General features: G+C 72.1%; 17 protein-coding genes. 8 read left to right on the top strand and 9 right to left on the bottom strand.

The window, feature by feature from the left end; translation table 11 throughout:
* Window positions 1-13: 13 nt before the first annotated feature.
* From GFD30_RS10530 to GFD30_RS10520, 3 genes are read left to right on the top strand one after another with little or no spacing between them, the layout of a single operon-like run.
* Window positions 14-850 carry an NAD(P)H-binding protein gene (locus GFD30_RS10530; RefSeq protein WP_153025151.1) on the top strand — a complete coding sequence of 279 codons (837 nt, stop codon included), beginning with the start codon at window positions 14-16 and terminating at the stop codon, window positions 848-850.
* A gap of 35 nt (window positions 851-885) precedes the next feature.
* Complete coding sequence (locus GFD30_RS10525) at window positions 886-2031, top strand: winged helix DNA-binding domain-containing protein (protein ID WP_153025150.1); 1146 nt, start codon at window positions 886-888, stop codon at window positions 2029-2031.
* Window positions 2032-2086: 55 nt separating this feature from the next.
* Window positions 2087-2563, top strand: coding sequence for an OsmC family protein (locus GFD30_RS10520; protein WP_153025149.1), 477 nt, complete (start codon window positions 2087-2089; stop codon window positions 2561-2563).
* A 141-nt stretch (window positions 2564-2704) separates the two neighbouring features.
* Here GFD30_RS10520 and GFD30_RS10515 read toward each other — a convergent pair whose 3' ends face one another.
* Window positions 2705-3316, bottom strand: coding sequence for a cellulose binding domain-containing protein (locus tag GFD30_RS10515; RefSeq protein ID WP_153025148.1), 612 nt, complete (start codon window positions 3314-3316; stop codon window positions 2705-2707).
* Window positions 3317-3673: 357 nt separating this feature from the next.
* On the opposite strand from GFD30_RS10515, the gene GFD30_RS10510 reads away from it, so the two are divergent.
* Complete coding sequence (locus GFD30_RS10510; RefSeq protein ID WP_153025147.1) at window positions 3674-4630, top strand: NADP-dependent oxidoreductase; 957 nt, start codon at window positions 3674-3676, stop codon at window positions 4628-4630.
* Here GFD30_RS10510 and GFD30_RS10505 read toward each other — a convergent pair.
* Window positions 4614-4985 (bottom strand): MerR family transcriptional regulator, encoded by a 372-nt coding sequence (locus tag GFD30_RS10505; protein WP_322633139.1) that lies wholly within the window; start codon window positions 4983-4985, stop codon window positions 4614-4616. The genes GFD30_RS10510 and GFD30_RS10505 overlap by 17 nt on opposite strands.
* A gap of 77 nt (window positions 4986-5062) precedes the next feature.
* On the opposite strand from GFD30_RS10505, the gene GFD30_RS10500 reads away from it, so the two are divergent.
* Entirely contained in the window at window positions 5063-5536 is a 474-nt protein-coding gene (locus tag GFD30_RS10500; RefSeq protein WP_153025145.1) for a hypothetical protein, read from the top strand.
* Here the strand turns inward: GFD30_RS10500 and GFD30_RS10495 are convergent.
* From GFD30_RS10495 to GFD30_RS10485, 3 genes are all read right to left on the bottom strand, one after another.
* Complete coding sequence (locus GFD30_RS10495; protein WP_153025144.1) at window positions 5520-6335, bottom strand: class I SAM-dependent methyltransferase; 816 nt, start codon at window positions 6333-6335, stop codon at window positions 5520-5522. The genes GFD30_RS10500 and GFD30_RS10495 overlap by 17 nt on opposite strands.
* 50 nt (window positions 6336-6385) lie before the next feature.
* A complete protein-coding gene (locus GFD30_RS10490) occupies window positions 6386-6931 on the bottom strand; it encodes a hypothetical protein (protein ID WP_153025143.1) in 546 nt (181 codons plus the stop codon).
* A gap of 236 nt (window positions 6932-7167) precedes the next feature.
* Complete coding sequence (locus GFD30_RS10485; protein WP_153025142.1) at window positions 7168-8019, bottom strand: helix-turn-helix transcriptional regulator; 852 nt, start codon at window positions 8017-8019, stop codon at window positions 7168-7170.
* A 167-nt stretch (window positions 8020-8186) separates the two neighbouring features.
* On the opposite strand from GFD30_RS10485, the gene GFD30_RS10480 reads away from it, so the two are divergent.
* Complete coding sequence (locus GFD30_RS10480) at window positions 8187-8960, top strand: SDR family oxidoreductase (RefSeq protein ID WP_153025141.1); 774 nt, start codon at window positions 8187-8189, stop codon at window positions 8958-8960.
* A 149-nt stretch (window positions 8961-9109) separates the two neighbouring features.
* Window positions 9110-10051, top strand: coding sequence for an aldo/keto reductase (locus tag GFD30_RS10475; protein WP_153025140.1), 942 nt, complete (start codon window positions 9110-9112; stop codon window positions 10049-10051).
* Between the two features lie 2913 nt (window positions 10052-12964).
* Here GFD30_RS10475 and GFD30_RS10470 read toward each other — a convergent pair.
* The 3 genes from GFD30_RS10470 to GFD30_RS10460 all read right to left on the bottom strand — a co-directional run bounded on the left by GFD30_RS10470 (window position 12965) and on the right by GFD30_RS10460 (window position 17608).
* The gene (locus GFD30_RS10470; protein WP_153025139.1) at window positions 12965-15946 is read right to left on the bottom strand and encodes an RICIN domain-containing protein; all 2982 of its coding nucleotides are present in this window, start codon (window positions 15944-15946) and stop codon (window positions 12965-12967) included.
* Window positions 15947-16023: 77 nt separating this feature from the next.
* The gene (locus GFD30_RS10465) at window positions 16024-17148 is read right to left on the bottom strand and encodes a PP2C family protein-serine/threonine phosphatase (protein ID WP_153025138.1); all 1125 of its coding nucleotides are present in this window, start codon (window positions 17146-17148) and stop codon (window positions 16024-16026) included.
* A 61-nt stretch (window positions 17149-17209) separates the two neighbouring features.
* A complete protein-coding gene (locus GFD30_RS10460) occupies window positions 17210-17608 on the bottom strand; it encodes a winged helix-turn-helix transcriptional regulator (RefSeq protein WP_153025137.1) in 399 nt (132 codons plus the stop codon).
* A 96-nt stretch (window positions 17609-17704) separates the two neighbouring features.
* On the opposite strand from GFD30_RS10460, the gene GFD30_RS10455 reads away from it, so the two are divergent.
* Window positions 17705-18565: an NAD(P)H-binding protein gene (locus GFD30_RS10455; protein WP_153025136.1), complete on the top strand. Its 861-nt coding sequence runs from the start codon at window positions 17705-17707 to the stop codon at window positions 18563-18565.
* Window positions 18566-18833: 268 nt separating this feature from the next.
* Here the strand turns inward: GFD30_RS10455 and GFD30_RS10450 are convergent, their stop codons facing one another.
* A complete protein-coding gene (locus GFD30_RS10450; protein WP_153025135.1) occupies window positions 18834-19646 on the bottom strand; it encodes an SDR family oxidoreductase in 813 nt (270 codons plus the stop codon).
* Window positions 19647-19703: the final 57 nt, after the last annotated feature.

The raw sequence follows: 19703 nt of genomic DNA, 5'->3' as shown, positions 1-19703 counted from the left end.
CAGGGAGAACGCGATGATCGGTGTGACGGGAGCGACCGGCGGGGTCGGCTCCGGAACCGTCAGGCACCTGCTCGCGGCCGGCCGGGACGACCTGGTCGCGCTGGCCCGCCGCCCCGAAGCGGTCCCGCCCTCGCCCGGCCTCGAGGCCCGCCGCGCCGACTACGACGACCCCGCCTCCCTCGAAGCCGCGATGCGCGGACTCGACACCCTCGTCATGGTCTCCAGCGACGGACTCGCCGAGACCATGGAGCGCCACCACCGCAACCTCATCGCCGCCGCCGAAGCGGCCGGCGTCGGCCGGATCGTCTACACCGGCATCCTCGACGCCGACCCCGGCTCGCGCTTCTACTACGCCCCCGGCCACCGCGCCACCGAGGCGCTCCTCGCGGACCGCCCCCACTGCATCGCGCGCACCTCCGTGTTCGCCGACTTCTTCGCCGACACCTGGCTCGACGACGCCCTGCGCACCGGCGAGCTCGCACTGCCGCTCGGCGACGCCGGCATGTCCCTCGTCGCCCGGGACGACGTGTCCCGCACCCTCGCCGCGGCCGTGCTCGCCGGCACCGAAGGCGTGATCGAGGTGACCGGCCCCGAGGACGCGACCGGCGAGCGGATCGCCGCGGCGGCCGCCGCGGCCGCAGGCACCCCGCTGCGCTACACGCCGATCGGCGACGCCGACTACCGCGCCCGCCTCGAAGCGGCCGGCGAACCGGACTGGCTCGTCGAGGCGTACGCGAGCATGTTCACCGCAGTGCGCGAAGGACGGTTCGCGTCCGCGCCCGGCGACGTCGAGCGCCTCACCGGCACGCCCCCCGCGGACTTCGGCGAGTACCTGGCCCGACGGTCCTGAACCGCCCTGTCGGGGCCGGCGGATAGCCTCGGCGCATGCAGCTCACCGCCCGGCGGCTCAACCGCGCGACCCTCGACCGCCAGTCCCTCCTGCACCGCGCCGGCACCGACGTCGTCGCCGCGGTCCGCGGCGCCGTCGCCGTCCAGTCCCAGACGCCGGTCTCGCCGTACATCGGGCTGTGGAACCGCGTCGCCGGATTCGACCCCGCCGACCTCGACGCCGCCTACGCCGAGCGGCGGGTCCTGCGCGGCAACCCCGTCCGCATGACCCTCCACACGGTCGCCGCCGACGAGTACCGGACGTTCCGCGAGGCCACCGAGCCGTCCCTGTACGCCGCCAAGCTCGGCGGCCGCATCGCGAAGTCCGGCATCACCGGCCCCGAGGCGTTCGCGCTCGCCGAGGAGCTGTTCGAGGCCCTGTTCGCGAACGGCGAGACCCGCACCGCCCGCGAATGCGAGGCCTGGCTCGCCGAGCGCCTCGACCCCGAGACCGCCAAGCACGTCTGGCCCGGCATCCGCCAGTACGCGCCGGTCCTGCGCGCCCCGAACGGCGGCCCGTGGGGCTTCGCCGAACCGGTCTCGTACGCCGCCCTGCCGGATCGCCCGGTCCTGCGCGACCAGGACGCCGCCGACGCCGCGCTCGCGACCCTGGTCCTGCGCCACATCGAGGGCTTCGGCCCGGTGAGCGTCGCCGACACCGCCCAGTTCGCGATGGTCCAGCGCGCCCGGGTCAAGCAGGCCGTCGCCGCACTCGACCTCGAGGTCCACCAGGGCCCGAACGGCGAAGTCCTCTACGACCTGCCCGGCGCGTCCCTCCCCGACGAGGACGTCCCCGCCCCGCCGCGACTGATGGCCATGTGGGACAACGTGTTCCTCGCCTTCCACGACCGGAGCCGCACCGTCCCGCCCGAGTACCGGACCACCCTGATCCGAGGCAACGGCGACGTCCTCCCGATGCTCCTGGTCGACGGGCACGCCGCGGGCGTCTGGCGGACGGTCGAGGACGGCATCGAGGCGACCGCGTTCCACCCGCTGCCCGACGACGTCTGGGAGGCCCTCGCCGCCGAGGCCAAGGGCCTCACCGCGCTGCTCGCCGACCGCGAACCCGACGTCTACCGCCGCCACCGGCACTGGTGGGACAAGCTGCCCGAGCACGAGACGGTCCTGCTGCCCGGCTCCTGACCGGGCGCACCGCCGCCGGTTACGATTCGGGCGAGCCGAACGGAAGGAGCCCGCCATGAGCGGCCGCGAGCACCACTACGAAGTCACCGTGAACTGGACCGGCAACACCGGTAACGGCACCGCCAAGTACTTCGACTACGGGCGCGACCACGACATCACCGCCCCCGGCAAGCCGCTCATCAAGGGCAGCGCCGACCCGGCGTTCCTCGGCCAGAAGGAGCGCTGGAACCCCGAGGAGCTGCTGCTCGCCTCGCTCTCGGAGTGCCACATGCTCACGTACCTGGCGCTGTGCGCGCGCGAGCGGATCGTCGTGACCGCCTACGAGGACGCCGCGACCGGCACCATGACCGAGGAGGCGGGCAACAGCGGGCGCTTCACCGAGGTCGTCCTCTCGCCGGTCGTGACCGTCACGGACCCGGAGAAGGCCGAGCGGGCCGCCGAACTCCACCACGACGCGAACCAGGCGTGCTTCATCGCGAGGTCGGTGAACTTCCCGGTCCTCCACAAGCCCGAGACCCGCATCGCCGCCTAGGCGGGCGCTCAGGGCCCGCGCATCGGAACGGTCGCCCGGCCCGTTCTCCCGCTCGCCCCGTCGACGGGCCTCGACACCGGCGCCTGAAGGAGCGAACGAACGGTCTCGGCTACCGCCCCGCGCTGATCCACAGGGCCGGCCCTATTCGGCCGGCGTGCACGGGACGGTCGCGGGCAGCTCCCAGTCGCCTTCGATGTCGGCCTGGAAGCTCGGGGCGGTGCTGGACCCGGGGTCGAGCGCGGCGTTGAACAGGATGTCGCCGTAGCGGTCGCCCTCGACGTGGTCGAGCCCCCACGTGGCGGTCACGTCGAGGTTCGCGAGGTCCAGCAGGACCTCCCAGCCGTCGATCGGATCGGTCCCGGTGTTGGCGACCTCGACGGTCACCGAGATCGAGCTCGACCACTCGTCGTCGAGCGTCAGCGTGGCCGTGCACTGCGGCCCGGCCGCGGCCGCCTCGGTCGTCGGCGGGGCCTCGGCCTCGGTGGTCGGCGCGGCGCTGGTGGGCGCGGCGGAGGACTCGGGGGTCTCCGGCGGCGACGGCGAGGGGCTCGGGGTGGGGCTCTCGGCCGCGCCGGTGAACCGGGGGCCTTCGGGGATCTCGGCTTCGGCGAGGTCGGGGTCGTGGTCGTCGCGGAGCGACCCGAACTGCCACACGGCGACGGCCGAGACGAGGACCGCGACGGCGATGAGGACCAGGAGCAGACGTCCGTGGATCCGCCCTCGCAGCACGCGGCGGTCCTTCCAAGCACGCATGGGGCCTCCTCCGGAGGGGTCGGTCGGGCAGCAGTGGACGCGTTCGCGCACAAGGCCCGGCGGAGGGGTGCCGTGTCCACGATGAAGCGTACAAGGCGCCTGTGCGCTGCCGAAACGCCCCGATTGAGGTATGTCGATCCCCTTGTGCCGGGCGCACTTTCGGGTGACATCGCGCCGCGGCGCCCCGGTTCTCGTCGGACCCGGGAGGGACGCTGGGCCCTGCCCTCTCCCCGGGCGGGTGGGGTTCGGGACGGCAATACGCGCTTTGCGGCTTTCGAACCGCCGCATCGGGGTACGCAAACCGGTGTAGATTCAGGCCGGGCGCAGCCGGGCGCCCGACGGGATGAAGGGGACCCCATGCGCGCTGTCGTCATCACCGATTTCCACACCGAGCCCAGCCTCGCCGACCTCCCCGTCCCCGAGCCCGGACCGGGCGAGGTCCTGGTCAAGATCGCGGCCGCGGGCGTCAACCCCTTCGACTGGAAGGTCATCGAGGGCGCGATGCGCGATTCGGTGCACCACGAGTTCCCGCTCGTCCTCGGCTCCGACGGCTCCGGCATCGTGGTCGCCTCCGGCGAACCCGAGCTCACCGATCCCCGCTTCGAACCCGGCGAGCGCGTCTTCGGCCAGTTCATGGACGTCGAGCGCGGCCGCGGATCCTACGCCGAGTACGCGGTCGTCAAGGCCGCCAAGCTCGCCCGGATCCCGGAGAAGCTCGACTTCCCGACCGCCGCGGCCCTTCCCACCGCGGGCGCCGCCGCCCACGACTTCGTGGAGGGCACCGGCGCCGGGCCGGGCCAGTGCCTGCTCGTCAACGGCGCGTCCGGCGGGGTCGGCCAGGCGACGGTGCAGCTCGCCGCCGGCCAGGGCATCCGCGTCATCGCCACGGCCGACCCGGACACGGGCGACCTGCTCCGCGAACTGGGCGCCGTCGAGATCGTCGACTTCACCGCCGGCCCGACCGCCGAGCAGGTCCGCGCCGCCCACCCCGACGGCATCGACGCCGTGATCGACCTCGTGTCGACGCCCGAGCAGATCGACGAGATCGCCTCGCTCCTGAAACCGAACGGCGCCATCGTCTCCGCGAACGGCGCGGTCGACCGCGAGCGCTTCGCCGCCCGCGGCCTGCGCGGCTCGAACCTCTACGCGAACGCCCGGCCCGCGACGCTCGCGTCGCTCGCCGACGCCGTCCAGAGGGGACAGCTCCGGCTCCGCATCGACTACGAGGCCCCGCTCGAAGAGGCCGCCGACGCCCTCGCCCGCCTCAAGGCCGGCAAGTCCCGCGGCAAGACCGTCCTCACGGTCGAGAGCTGACCCGGTCGGGCTCCAGCGGGCAGCCCGTGCCGGCCCGCGCGGCGAGCTCCGCGCGGAGCGCCGACAGCTCCGCCAACTTCGCGTCGACCGCCGCGATCCGCTCCGCGAACAGCGCCGACAGGGCCGCCGCCGAATCCGGGGCCTCGCGCAGCTCGGCGCCGTGCCGGGCGATCTCCGCGAGCGAGAACCCCAGCCGCTGCGCCGTCCGCACATAGTCCAGCCACGGCAGGACCTCCTCCCCGAACTCCCGGTACCCGTTCGGGGACCGGCGCGACTCGACCAGCCCGATCCGCTCGTAGAACCGGATCGCGTCCCGGCTCAGCCCCGTCCGCTCCGACAGCTCCCCGATCCGCACGGACCCTCCTCGCTCGACTTGACATTGGAGTGCACTCCAGCGTTTACGGTAGCCCGGTCGAACGAATGGAGGCCGACATGTCGGCAACGATCACCGCAACCATTGCGCCGCAGCGATACTCATACCTCACCGTGGTGCGCGCCAGCGCCGCCTACGACCTGGTGGTGACCGCCGGGTTCGCCACGCCCTGGACGTTCGCGCTCGTCCACGCCGCCCTCAACGGCCTGAGCGGCGCGCTCGGCCTCGGGGCCTTCCCCGAACTCGACCTCATGCAGGTCCTCTACGCCAACCTGATGGGCTCGGTCGTCGTGGTCTGGTCGCTGCTGCGCCTGCTGCGGCCCGAACGCGTCCACGGCCTCTTCGACGCCGCCGCGCGCGTCCTGTTCTCCGCCTGGATGGCGAACGCGCTCGCCCACGGGGGACCGGACCTGCTGTGGGGCTTCCTCGTCGTCGAGGTCTCGTGGGGCGTCGTGCAGACCGCACCCTGGCTGCGGCGCCTGCGGACGCGCTCGCGAGCCGGGGCCCGGGCGGGCGTCACGGCCGCCAGATGACGACTTCGACGTCGTGGACGCGCTCGGCGAACCGGCCGTCCGGCGCGGCGTCGCGCAGGAGGGCCCGGAGGTCGGCCTCGAACGCGGGGAGGCGGTCGCCGAAGTGGTGCGGGGCCGAGCTGGAGAGCGAGAGCACGGCCGCGACGATCTCGTCTTCGCCGCGCTCGGCGATGCGCCCCTCCCGGACGACGATCCGCTCCGGCCCCGTATAGCCCGCGCGGGGCATGACGTCCTCCTCGAACCGCTTGGTGAACTGGGGGAACCGCCCCTGCCCGGCGCGGCGGACCGGGCCCAGGTAGCGGGTCACGAGCGCGTCGATCGCGTCCCACGGCGGGGCCGGGAGCGGCAGGGGCTCGCCGGTGTCGGCGCCGCGGTGGGTGGTGGCGCCGATGTGGACCCAGGCGCCTTCGGGGCAGAGCATCCCGCGGACCCGCTCGGCGACGAGGTCCTGGTCCATCCAGTGGAAGGACTGCGCGAACGAGGCGACCCGGAAGGTCCCGAGCCCTGCGGGGAGCTGCTCGGCGCGCATGCAGTGCCAGTGGATGCCGGGCGCCTTGAGCTTCGCTTCGGCGATCATGCCGGGGTCGGCGTCGACGCCGACGGCCTCGGCGAACAGGGGCGCGAGCAGGACGGTCAGCGATCCGGGCCCGCAGCCGACGTCGAGGAGGCGGCCGGTGCCGTCGAGGCCGAGCGCGTCGCGCACGGCGTCGGCGACGCCCTGCGGGTACGGCATCCGACCGGTGCCGTAGTGCACCGCCGTGCCGGCGAAGAGCGTCTCGTCCCATTCCCAGGAGTCCATGCCGGGATGCTACCGGCGGGTGCGGTCCCGGGCGGCGCCCGCCCGCCGCGCTACCCCGGCAGGCGCCCGGTGAACGCCGTCTCGAAGCTCGCGTGCTTTCCCATGTGCGCCAAGTACCTCGGGTCGGTCACTTCGATGGTGAAGTCGGCGTGCTCGCCGTAGTCCTCGGGCTCGATGGTGAACGAGGCGATGATCGCCTCGGTGCGCTTGAGGAACTCGTCGCCGCGCGGCTTGGTCGTGAGGATCGTGTACTTGCCCCAGGCGCCCGCGGTGCCGTCGAGCTGGCCCTCGTACGCCTTGTACGCGTTGACCTTCGGCTCGACCGGTTCCTTGGTGTACTCGTCGAGGACGTAGCCCTTGGCGTCGATCCACACGCGCTTGCCGAGGAACAGCTCGAAGCACTCCTCGAACTCCTTGGCGGTGCCCGCATCGATGTCCACGGCCCCGAAGCCCTGGAACCACGCGTCCATGAGCAGCTGGAGCCCGAACTCCGGGCCCCGGTAGAACCGGGCGTCCCTGCCGATGAGGCTCGTCAACCGCCCGTCGAGCGTGTTCCCGTCACGGCCCCAGGTGATGACATCGAAGATGTACGTCATGGCGGTGAATCATAACCAGTGCGGGCAATTCCGGCGCAGGTGGTGGTTCATCACTCCCGCGTCGAGCGTTCGCCCGGCCGCAGCGGCGCACCGCGGCCGGCGGCCCCGCCGCGGGGGACCACCGCGCCGAGCCGCCGCGAGGGCGCTCGCGAAGCGGCGCGGGCGTCCTCGGGGTGTTCGGCGGGCCGAGCGCGGTGTGCCCCTGGAGCGCTCGCGATCCATTGGGCGGCATCGGTTCAGTGGCGCGGGGCGGCGGGGGCGGTCCAGGCGTCGAGGAGCCGGAGCGCCTCGGCGCTCGGCGAATCGGGTTGGACGTTGTAGACGCACAGCCCCTGGTCGGGGTCGTCCGGCGGCTCGAACGACTCGTACGCGAACTCGATCTCGCCCGCGACCGGATGCCGGTACGTCTTCGTGCCGTGGGTGCGCCGCAGCACCTGGTGGTCGTTCCACCAGCCGCTGAACTCCGGGCAGCCGAGGGTCAGCTCGCCCACGAGGTCGGCGAGCTGCCGGTCGTCGGGATGCCGTCCCGCGTCGAAGCGCAGCACCGCCACCGTGTCCCGCGCGGCGGTCTCCCAGTCCACGACCCGCTCGCGCGCCTCCGGGTCGAGCAGATACCACCGCGCCATGTTCCGGCGCTTCGCCGGCATCGCGTCGAAGTCGGCGATGACCGCCTTCGCCAGCCGGTTCGACGCGAGCACGTCCATGCGCCTGCCGATGATGAACGCGGGCACCGATTCCAGGCTCTGGAGCGTCAGCAGCAGGCCGGGCCGGACCCGCTGCGCGGCGAGCGGTCCGCGCCGCCGCGGGGTCCGGCGGCCCGCGAGGTCCACCAGGTGGGCCCGCTCGGACGGGTCCAGCCGCAGCGCCGTGGCGAGCGCCTCCAGGACCTCCGGCGACGGGTTCCCGGCCCTGCCCTGTTCGAGCCGCGTGTAGTACTCGACGCTCATGTTCGCCAGCCGCGCGACCTCGTCGCGGCGCAGGCCCGGCACCCGCCGCACCCGGCCGTCGTCGTCGATGCCCGCGTCCCGCGGGTTCACGCGGGCGCGGCGGCTCCGCAGGAAGTCGGAGATCTCGGCGCGCTGGTCCATGCCCCAATTCTGCCCCGGCCCCGCAGGCTCCGGCGGCGCCTGACTGGTACTGCCGGTACCAGTCGCGAGAGGGGGCTTCTCGGCCCGTTCGCGGGCCCGATTCGGTGCTGTACTCGAACAAGGGGCGGATCGACCGCCTTGAACAGCAACGACACCGAAGGAACACCATGTCCACTGTGAACCAGATGCCGCTCGCCGGACGCGTCGCCGTCGTCACCGGGGCCTCCAGCGGCCTCGGCGAGGCCGCCGCCGAACTCCTCGCGGAGCGCGGCGCGAAGGTCGCCGTCACCGCCCGCCGGGCCGACCGCCTCGCCGCACTCGTCGAGCGGATCGAGCAGCGCGGCGGCACCGCCCTCGCGCTCCCGGTCGACGTCACCGACGCCGACGCCGTCACGGCCGCCGCCGCCCGCGTCGAAGCCGAGCTCGGCACCGCCGACCTCCTGTTCAACAACGCCGGCGTCATGCTCCCGGCGAAGATCGAGGACGTCCGCGCCGACCTGTGGCGCCGGCAGGTCGACCTGAACATCGGCGGCTTCCTCAACGCCGTCGCCGCGTTCGTCCCGCAACTGCGCAAGGCCGCGGCCGAACGCGGCGTCGCCGACCTGGTCAACACCTCCTCGATCGGCGCCCAGAACCTCTTCCCCACCTTCGAGGTCTACTGCGGCACCAAGGCGTTCGTCACCCACTACTCCCGCAACCTGCGCATCGAACTCGGCGCGCAGGGCGTGCGCGTCGCCGTCATCGAGCCGGGCATCGTCCGGACCGAGCTCGCCGACCACGTCACCGAGCCCGACGCCAGCGCGTGGATCACCGAGGCCCGGGCGACCATGGACGTCCTCGAACCCGCCGACGTCGCCGAAGCGGTCGCCTACCTCGCCGCGCTCCCGGCCCGCGTCAACTTCGAGCGCCTGACGATCATGCCGACCGCCCAGCCGAACTAGCCGCCGCCGCAGGCGGATCGAACGGCCGTCCGCATTCAGGTGCGGTCTCCCGGGGTGTGTGAAAGGATTGCTTCGGAAATCGGCCCGGCTGCGCCGGACCAGGCGGCGCGCCACCGCGCGCCCCGGGAGAACGACCACGGAGGTTCCACATGGCCAAGCTCGGCAGGACCGGCATCGAGATCTACCCCCTCATCCTGGGCACCAACACGTTCGGATGGACCACCGGGGAAGCCGAGGCCCACCGGATCCTCGACGCGTTCGCCGACGCCGGCGGCACCCTGGTCGACACCGCCGACTCCTACTCGGCCTGGGCGCCCGGCAACACCGGCGGCGAATCCGAGACCGTCATCGGCACCTGGCTCGCGAAGCACCGCGACCGGCTCCTCATCGCCACCAAGGTCTCCCAGCACCCCGAGTACAAGGGCCTCTCGGCCGCGAACGTCAAGGCCGCCGCCGAAGCCTCGCTCCAACGGCTCCGCACCGACGCCATCGACGTCTACTACGCCCACTTCGACGACGCCGACACCCCGCTCGAGGAGACCGTCGCCGCCTTCGACGCCCTCGTCACCGAAGGCAAGGTCCGCCACATCGCCGTCTCCAACTACAGCCCCGAGCGCCTGCGCGAATGGCTCGACATCACCGAGGCCACCGGCGCGGCCCGCCCGGTCGCGCTGCAGCCCAAGTACAGCCTCGTCAGCCGCGCCTCCTTCGAGGCCGGCCTGCGCGACATCGCCGTCGCCGAGGACCTCAGCGTCTTCCCGTACCACGTGCTGGCCAGCGGCTTCCTCACCGGCAAGTACCGCACCGAGTCCGACCTCGAGCAGAGCGTCCGCGGCGGCGCGGCCGCCAAGCACCTGAACCCGTCCGGGCTCGCGATCGTCGAACGGCTCGACCGGATCGCGCAGGACCGCGGTGTCGCGACCGCCTCCGTCGCCCTCGCATGGGCGCGCAGCCGCCCGGGCGTCACCGCGCCGATCGCCGGCGCCCGCGCACTCGACCAGCTCGCCCCGCTCCTGGCCTCGGCCGAACTGGAGCTCACGCCGGACGAGATCGACGAGCTCACCGCGCTCTCCGACGTCGTCGGCTCCTGACCGGGCGACCGGAGGGGTGACAGAGCGTCCGCGTCGGACCTCCGCCCCCACCGGACGCCGACCGATGATCCGGAACGCCACGGGCCCCACCGCCGACCGCGGTGAGGGCCCCGCCTCCCGGTCGCCCGGGATGCTCGAACGCGACCAGCGTTTGCGATGTCTTGGAGTCAGTTGCTGATGATGGTGACGCGGACGGCGGCGAGGTAGCCGACGGCGGGTTTGCCATATCGGGTCGCGGCGGCGCGGTGCTGTTCGGGGTGGGCGATCGTGCGCTCGATCGAGGATCGGCCCGGTAGCGGTCGGCGTCGAATGCCGGTGGCCTGCCGCCTTGGGCACTGCGATCTTCGCGGCCTGCGATCTGGCCGGCCGGTTCGGGAACGGTGGCCCTGACCTGGTGGCCGTGTAGCCAGGCGGCTTGGTCGACCAGCTGCCGCGTGAGCGGCCCAGAGTATGGCCTGCGAACCGGCGCCCGGCCACACCATCGACTTGTCGGAGGCCGGTGTTCGATCAGGCAGCGACGACCGGGTGCGTATGTGGTTGCGGGTGCACGCCGGGGGTCGGGTCGCGATCCGTGCCAGGTCCGGAGGCACCGATGACGGGTTGAGCCGCACGCATCGAAGGCGGGTTGCCGTGGCCGGGTCTGCTCCGCCCAGCGTCGAACCCCATCAATGGCCTGCGAACCGGATCGCGGTCGCGCCCTGGTCGCGGCGGGGCCGGTGTTCGATCAGGCAGCGACGACCGGGTGAGTGCATGGTTGCGGGTGCCCTCCGGGGCTCGGGTCGCGATCCGTGCCAGGTCCGCAACGGCACCGATGACGGGGCGCATGTGTCGGAGGCGTGTTGCCGTGGCCGGGTTCGCTTCGTCCGGCGTCGAACCCCATCGAAGCGCTGCGAACCGGAGCCCGGTCGCGCCCGGGTCTGGTCGGGCCGGTGTTCGATCAGGCAGCGACGAACCGGGGAGCGCGCGGTTGCGGGCGCGCTCCGGGGGCCGGGTCGCGATCCGTGCCAGGTCCGGACAGGCGCCGATGACGGGTCGAGCCGCACGCATCGAAGGCGCGTCGCCGTGGCCGGGTCCGCTTCGCCCGGGCACGCCGTCGCCTGCGAATCGAGTTCGGTCCGTCGCTGGAACGGTCCCCGCGGTGCGCCACGGCCCCGCATGGCCTGGCCTGGAGTGACCGGGCTCGGCAGTGCATGCTCGGCCTTGGCTGCCTGGCGCTGCTCTGCTCGGCACCGCTTCACGCCATGCCGGGGCGCTTCCAGTACTCACGGCAGGCTCGCGCCCTCGCCCCGGACTCCGTCACTGTGCTCGCACCGCCGGGCCTGCCCGCTCTCGTGCAGCGATCAACGCCTCACGGCAGGCCCGCACACTCACCATCATTCCCCACTCCGCCACTGTGCTCGCGTCGTCTGGGTCTTCCCGCTCGCGTGCGGCGAGCCCGACACCGATGCGACCCTGGCGAACCACGAACACTCCGAGCGCCGCTGACTTCGCGCAGCCCTGATCCGATCGTGCTCGATCCCAATCGCTCCGGCACGCACGGCTTTCCCGGCTGCGGTTTGAGTGCGCGCTCGCGCGGCACTCACCGCTTCCCCTGGCCCCTCGTGCCAGACCCGGCGCGGCCCTGCTCGCTTCCATCCAGCGCGCATCCACTCTGCGCGCCTCCATCCAGTGCGCACCCCTGCGGTGGCGCTTCTTGGTGCATCCCCTGTTGAGTTGTGAAGGCAGCAGCGACATCGGCTGGTACTCGCTCATGCCCCGGCCGGGCGCTATCGCGCAGGCCGCAGCACCGAGTCATCCTGTCGTGCTTGCAAGTCTCGTCGTCTCCCATGGCCTTGCCGGTCTTGTGCCTCGTTGGAGCACTGCCGCCGGCGGGGTGATCCCGACCGGTCGATCCCCCGCCCGATCACCTCCCCACCCCCTCCATGGGGTGGGGCCGGTTGACTGCTGCGGGTCCCGATCGCAGTGAGGGATGAGATCGACCCGGATCCGACCGCTTGCGTCGGGGGGCCCTGCCTCGAAGTCAGTGTGGTCTACCGGCCGGCCAGAGGCTTGTCTCAGTCTGCTTGCACCGCCCTGCACCTGCACCGAACTCCCTGTCCCTGTGCGTACCCCAATTATCGCACCCCTGTGCGACACCGTCATCACCCACACGCGCACAGAACACTCACATTCGAGCACCAGTCGCCAAGCGCCCCAAGGAAACCGTCACCGGACCTCAACTCGCCCCGTTTGGTACCGGCTTTGCCGATCCGAGCCGTCCGGCACGAGCGCAACCGGCCCCCGCCCGAGCCTCGAACACTCGCCCAGCCGACACCCCCTCGTCGCTGCCGCTCTGACCCCGACCCGAATGCACCCGCAGCACGCCCCCGAGCCTGCGCCATGCACCGGCTGTCGCCGCCGCCGCTCTGACCTCAGGCCGCGCGAACCGGTAGCACGCCACCGAGCCCGTACCGACTCCCGCCCCCTTCGTCGCCTCCGCCCTGACCGCAACCCGTGCGAACCGGCAACACGCCACCGAGCCGACACCGGACTCCATTGTCCCGGCCGGACCGGGGAGCGGAGGGTGAGTCAATAACCGACGAAAGCCGCCGGAGAACGAGACGCTTCATGCTTGACCGGAATCGCGCAGGCGCGAAGAGCGTGCATCGACTAAACCGTGTTCGGTGAGTCGCGGAGCCAGTCGAACGCGGGTGGCCTGCCGCCGGCGGCCCGCGCCCGTTGCGGCCCGCGATCTGGTCGGCCGGTTCGGGAATGGTCTCCTTGATGTGGTGTCTGCGCCACCAGACGCGGCGCAGCTGCTCCCATTGGTCGTCGGTCAAGGCCCTGCGTGCACTTGCGCTCGACAAAGCCTCCGGTCAAATCAGTTGCAGCACAACAGATTCAACCGGAGGCTTCCTCAATTCCCGAACACGCCTAGGCGGCCGGAGCCTTCGCGTAGACCTCGATCTCGCTCAGGATGATCCATCCGGCGATGTCACCGCTGTCGGCGGTCATCGCCACCCGCACCGCCGACGTCTTCGCGTTCACCTCGACGTCGACGACCGGTGCGGCGCTCGTGTCCGGCGGCACGTCCACCGGGTCGCCAGCATTCTGCCAGTTCCCCTCCGAGTCCAGGTACTGCACCTGGAGGGTGTCGGCGTAACTGGGCCGGCCGCCGTCGCTCCAGAAGTAGGAGACGACCCGGGTCACGTCCCGCTCCTGCGGGAGCGTCACGGTGATCGTGTCCGCCGTGTTGAACGCGCCGGACTTCCAGTTCGACCAGGCCTTGTCGGTGAGGACCCCGTTGCGCAGCCCCTCGGTCGAGTAGCCCGGCTCGGTGAAGGTCGCCGACGTGGTCACCCCGTCGCCGGTCGCCACGTTGACCTCGATCGGATCCGTCACCTCGATCTCCACGGTCGCGGGCAGTTCGGTGCCGTCGATGAGCGTCGCGGTGCCCTCGAGCGTCACGGTCCCGTAGTCGTCGAACGCGCCGGCCGGCGGCTCCTCCCACTCCACCGGCACCGACGCCTCAGTGCCCCGCGAGCCCAGCGCGACCACCGTCCCGGGCAGCTCGGGAGTGAAGCCCGGGTACGTCTTCGCCGAGGCCGGCGCGGTCTCGGCGAACGTGTCGACGCTGACCTTCGCCTTGGTCTTGAACGTGTTCCCGAGCGGGTCGGTCGCCACGCCCTTGACGTTCACGGTCCTCGTCTTGTCCCACACCGACTCGTCGGGCATCGTCCACTCGACCGGCAGCGCGCCGCGCGTCCCGTCGCGGTAGACGCCCGCGACCGTCGCCGGCAGGTCGGGCACGTATCCGGGGACCGTGTAGGTCTCGATCTGCGCCGCGCTCAGCACGGTCTCGTCGACCACGGTCCAGCGCTGGTTGCTCGCCGACGTGGGCGTGTACGTCTGGACGGGGGAGCCGTCGGCGGTCGCCTCGCCCCAGACGTCGAGCACCACGCCGGCGCCGACGTTGACGGGCACGTAGGTGCCGTCCCCGGTGGTCGACAGGTACCACTTCGCCGCGTCCGAGGGCTCGCCCTCAGCGGATTCGAGCACCGCCAGGCCGTCGGCGACCGCCAGGCGGGTCCCCGTGCCGGCGTTGACGATCTGGTACTGCTCGCGGTTGGAGACGCCGTCGGTGAGCTGGTCGATCTCCCACAGCTGCGCGGCGCTCGAGGCGTCGTCGGTCTGGAGGACGATGCCGGTGCCGTCGGCGGACGGGGCGATCGACTTGCCGCTCTGCACGCCGTCGAAGCGGTACACGTGGCCGTCCTGCACCATGGCGGCGTCCTCGGCGACGCCCGAGACGCCGTCGATCAGGAACGTCGTCACCGACTTGCCGGGGACGGTGAGGGTGGCGGAGCCGCCGTCGACGACCACCGGCTCGCCTTCGACGAGCGCGCCGTCGGCGCTGGTGACCACCGGGGTCACGGTCGCGCCGGAGTCGACGGAGCCGAACTTCGACAGGTCGAGGGTCACGGCGACCGCGCCCTCGGCGTTGTTGGTGTACACGGCGACCGCCGCGTCCTCGGAGTCCTTGACCGCGGCCACGGTCGCGGTGTCGTCGGTGCCGATCACGTGGTCGCCGGGCTCGATGTAATGCGTGAAGTTGCGGATCGTGTCGTACTTGGTGTTCGTCTCGATCTCGCAGGTCTCAAGGGTGTCCTCGGCGGTGCAGTCGAACGGGATCTGGATCTCGCCCCAGCTGTGGCCCTCGTTCTTGTCCTCGATCGGCTGCCACAGCACCCACGCGGACGGCTCCAGCTCGCGCAGGTCGTCGGTGATGCGGGTGGCGATGCCGAGGCCGTTCTCCATGGACGTGTAGTCCTGGCCCGGCGTCCACGCGCCGCCGACCTCGCTCATCCACAGCGGCTTGTCGCCGCCCTTGGCGAGGTCGCGCGCGCTGGTGCGCTGCCCGGTGCCGTAGGTGTGGACGTTCATCTGATCGACGTTCGCCCGCGACTCCTCGGTGTACGCGTTCCAGTTGCGCACGAACGTGCCCGGGTTGGTCTCGTCCATCGCCGCGATCACGGTGTCGAGCTCGGACTCCGAGAGCTGCTCGGCGAGCGCGTTGATGACGAGCTGCTGGAGCTCGGGCCCGGCGTGCGCGCCCTCCTGTCGGCCGCCGGTGGGCTGCACGCCGTCCGGCCCGAGCTGGGTGCCCCAGTAGTTCGTGTTCGGCTCGTTCAGCGGGTCGACGGTGTCGAACTCGATGCCGTGCTCGGCCTCGACGTGCTCCATGACCTCGGTCAGGTAGACCGCGAACTCGTCCACCGAGTCGGCGCGGATCTGGTCCTGGCTCGCGTCGAATCCGCCCGAGACGTAACCGGAGACGGTCTGGAAGTACGGCGGCGAGTTCGAGAACGCCTCCCAGTGGGTGACGTCGTCCTTGACCCGGTCGATCCACCACCGCTGGTTCGCGTCCGCGTCCCAGTTCCAGTGCTCGGGGTTCTCGGGGTCCCACCAGTCCTTGTCCTCGTGGGTGGTGCCCTCGGGGGCGGCCCACCAGCCGGGGACGGCCGAGGCGCCGCCGCGCAGGTACTCGTTGTCGATGTTCGGGGCGTTGCCGCCGCCGATGTTGTACCGCGCGATGTTCAGGTTCAGGCCCTCGTCGCCGAAGACCATCTCGGCGAGCTCGTTCCGGATCTCGTCCGGGTAGCCGCCGGTGGCGTTCGCGAACCAGACCAGGCTCGTGCCCCAGCCCTCGAACTCCGCGTGCTGGTACGACGGGTCGAGCGTGACGGTGACCGCGCTCGCGGCGGTCTCCTCGGCGCTGGCGCCGCCGTACAGCGCGGGCAGGGCGGACGCGGTGAGGACGACCGCGGCGAGCCCGGTCGCGGCGGCCGCGGTGCGGCCGCGTCTGGAGCCGTTGCGGCGCAAAGGGAGCGCACGCAGGGGACGGGGGGACGACATCGTTGTCTCCTTCAGGGGGCTTCAATCGAATCATCTGGATGTTCACACAGAATCGAACGCTTGTAAACACCCTTCGTCTAACGGATTGAAAAACTCGTCCGCGGGACCGCTCCCGCCGCGCCACCGGACACCCGGGTCACCGCCAGGATCGACACGTCGTCGTCCATCCGCGTCGCCCAGCGCGTCGCGTCCTCCCACACGAACTCGACGAGCCGCCGCGGCGAGGGCGGCACGAGGCCGTCGAGGTGCTCGGCGAGCGGGTAGTAGTTCCCCTCGTCGTCGCGGGCCTCGACCAGGCCGTCGGAGAACGCGAGCAGGGTCTCGTCGACGCCGAACGGCAGCGCGAGCGCCTTGCCCGACCGCGAGGACGCCGACAGCCGCAGGCCGAGCACCGGCGCCGGCTTCAGGTCGACCTCCTCGACCCCCTCCCCGCGCAGCAGCAGCGGCGGCGGGTGCCCGCACGAGAGCAGCCGCACCTCGTCGCACTCCTCGGAGAACTCGGCGAGCAGGACCGAGGCGAAGACCTCGGGGATGTGGCCGTGGTCGGCGTCGTCGACGAGGCGGCGCTCGAGCCGCCAGGCGATCCCGCCGAGCTCCTCCTCGTCGAGGATCGCCTCCTGGAAGACCGAGAGGAGCATCCCGGCCGCCCCGACCACCGGGAGGCCGTGCCCCTGGACGTCGCCGAGGATGAGCCGGGTCCCGAACGGGCTCGGCCGCAGGTCGTAGAGGTCGCCGCCGATGCTCGCCCCTTGCTGCGCCGAGTGGTAGAAGCCGGCGCACGCGAGTCCGTCGACGCGTTCGGGCAGGTCGGGGAGGATCGCCCGCTGCGCGGTGTCCGAGACGCTGAGGACGGTCACCAGACCGGCCTCGAACCGCCGGCGGAACCACGAGATGCCCACGGCGGTGAGGAAGACGATGCCGACCACCGCGGTGTCGCCGGAGTCGAACCGCTGGGCGACCGGGTACGGGGAGACGACGACCGCGAGTGCGAGCGCGGCGATGACGGCCGTCCAGACGGGGCCGAGCACGATCGCGGCGAGGACGGGGACGACCGCCAGGGCGATGCCGGCTTTGAGCCGGTCGGCCCCGAAGAGCTGGACCGAGGCGGCGATGAACAGGGCGCCCAGCGGCAGCAGCCGGACCCACAGCGGCAGTACGGGCCCTGGCCGCAGTCCTCTCAGGAACGAGGTCCGCGTGGGCATGACCTGAGTCTAAGTGCCGGGGCGCCGCCGACCTGCGGATTCGGTCAGTTCGAGCGAGGTGTCAGGACGCCGCGGCGTGCTCGGCGTCGTATCCGGCCTGGGCCTGGAGGACGGTCGGCATCTGCTCGTAGAGGTAGCGGACCATCTCGCGCAGCCGCGCCTCCATGCCGGCGCCGACCTCGGTGAGCCGGTACTCGACGCGGGAGGGGAAGCCGTCGGAGGCGTGCCGGGTGACCAGGCCGTCGCGTTCGAGCTGCCGCAGGCCCTGCGACAGGGCCTTGTCGTTGATGCCCCCGACCGCGCGGCGGACCTCGCTGAAGCGCCTCGGCCCGTCGTGCAGCGACAGCATGATGAGCGTCCCCCAGCGCCCGGTCACGTGGTCGAGGACCGGGCGCGACGGGCAGCCGTCGGCGAGCACCTGGAACTCGCTGAGGACGTGGTCGGAAGAACGGGTGGCCATCGCTCCATGTTACCTCTGTGATAGTACTTTCCAAACGATTGCACTTTCATTTTGAAAGTGCAATGATCGTCGGACCGACAACCTGAAGGAGCACAGATGATCGTTGTGACCGGAGCCACCGGCAAGCTCGGCACCCTCGTGGTCGAGGGCCTCCTCGACCGGGTCCCCGCCGAGGAGATCGCCGTCCTCGTCCGCGACCCGCGCAAGGCCGCCCGCTTCGGCGAGCAGGGCGTCCAGGTCCGCGTGGGCGACTACGACGACCCGGGCTCGCTGACCGGCGCGTTCGGCGAAGGCGACAAGGTCCTCCTCGTCTCCGGCAGCGAAGTCGGCCAGCGCATCCCGCAGCACAAGGCCGTCGTCGACGCGGCGAAGGGGGCCGGCGTCGCGCTCCTGGCGTACACCAGCATCCTCGGCGGGCCGGCCGCCGACTTCGAGCTGGCCCGCGAGCACCAGGTCACCGAGCGGTACATTCTCGACTCCGGTCTGCCGTACGTGCTGCTGCGCAACGGCTGGTACCACGAGAACTACACCGACGGCATCGGTCAGGCCCTCGCCACCGGCGGCCTGCTGACCAGCGCCGCCGAGGGCGCCCGGGTCGCGTCGGCCTCGCGCGCCGACTTCGCCGCCGCCGCGGTCGCGGTGCTCGTCGGCGAGGGGCCCGAGAACGCCGAGTACGAGCTCAGCGGCGACGTCGCATGGTCGTTCGAGGAGTACGCGGCGGAGGTCTCCCGGGTGCTCGGCAAGGAGTTCCCGCTCAACCGCGTGACTCCGGAGGTCCACCGCGGCATCCTCGAGGGCGCCGGCCTTCCCGACCCGCTTCCGGCGGTGTTCGTCGGCGTCGACGAGGCCGTCTCGCGCGGCCTGCTCGCCGTCCGGACCGGCGACCTGTCCCGCCTCATCGGCCGTCCCACCACGCCGATCGCCGAGTCGATCGCCCTGGCGGTCAAGCACCTCTGACGGTCGCTTCGACCGGAACCGCTCTTCACACCGACGGGGGGAGTGCGGCCCGCGGGCCGGGTGTCCCGCGGGCCGCACTGCGATCGCCGCGCCGCCCGCGGCGACAGCGCAGGCGGGGACCGGGTTCCGGGACCCCGGTGCAGATCCTGGGCACCGGGGCCTGGTGCGACGCCGCGGCGTCCCGCGGGTGACGCGCGGCCGCATCCCGAAAGGTCGAGGGCCGCGTCCGCGCATCGTCGGACCCCGCGGCATGGTCCTCGCACTCGGTTCAGCGGAAGGCGTCGGCGTGTTCGCGGGCCCATTCGGCGAAGGTCCTCGCGGGCCTTCCGGTCACGCGCTCGACCGTGTCGGAGGGGCGCTGCGTCCACGCCGGCGGGTCGGCCCGCCAGCCGAGCACATAGTCGATGGTCGGCTCGTCGTAGCCCAGGGCCTGCATGCGCAGCCGGCCCTCGTCCTCGTTGAGCGCCTCGAACCGCACGTCGCGGCCGGTGGCGTCGTTGATGGCGCCGATCTGGTCCGGCAGGTTCAGCACCTCCGGCCCGGTGAGCGGGAGCCGCTGCCCCGCCAGGTCGTCCGTAGTGAGCGCGACCGCCGCGACGGCCGCGATGTCGCCCTCGTGGACCGGCGCGTGTCCGATGTGGCCGAACGCTTCGCGGACCACGCCCTCGGCCTTGATCTCCTCGGCCCACGTGAGCGCGTTCGACATGAACTCGCCGGGCTGCAGCTCGGTCGGGTTCAGCGCCGCGAACGCCTCTTCGACCGGTCCCCGGTACCCGTTCCACAGCAGCGTCACCCGCTTGACCCCGGCCTCGAGCGCGGCGGACGCGAGCTGCGCGCTGTGCGGGACCGTCTCGTTCTTCGGGCCGAACGCGGTCATGAGGTGCAGCCCCGTGGCCCCGTCCAGCGCCCGCTCCAGGCTCGCGGTGTCGGCGAAGTCGCCCTCCACCGCCTCGACGACTTCAGGGAACCGCGCCTTCGCGGGGTCCCGCGTGAGCGCCCGGACCGGGTGCCCCGCCGCGGCAAGCTGCTCCACCAGGTGGCGGCCCACATTGCCCGCCGCACCCGTGACCAGGATCGTCATGTCTCCTCCTCGGATCCGCCCGAACCGGGACCGGTTCGGCGAAACCCAAGGCTACGA

The sequence above is a fragment of the Glycomyces albidus genome, assembly GCF_009451885.1.
Taxonomy (GTDB): domain Bacteria; phylum Actinomycetota; class Actinomycetes; order Mycobacteriales; family Micromonosporaceae; genus Glycomyces; species Glycomyces albidus.
This window is presented reverse-complemented; position numbering and strand designations above follow the sequence as displayed.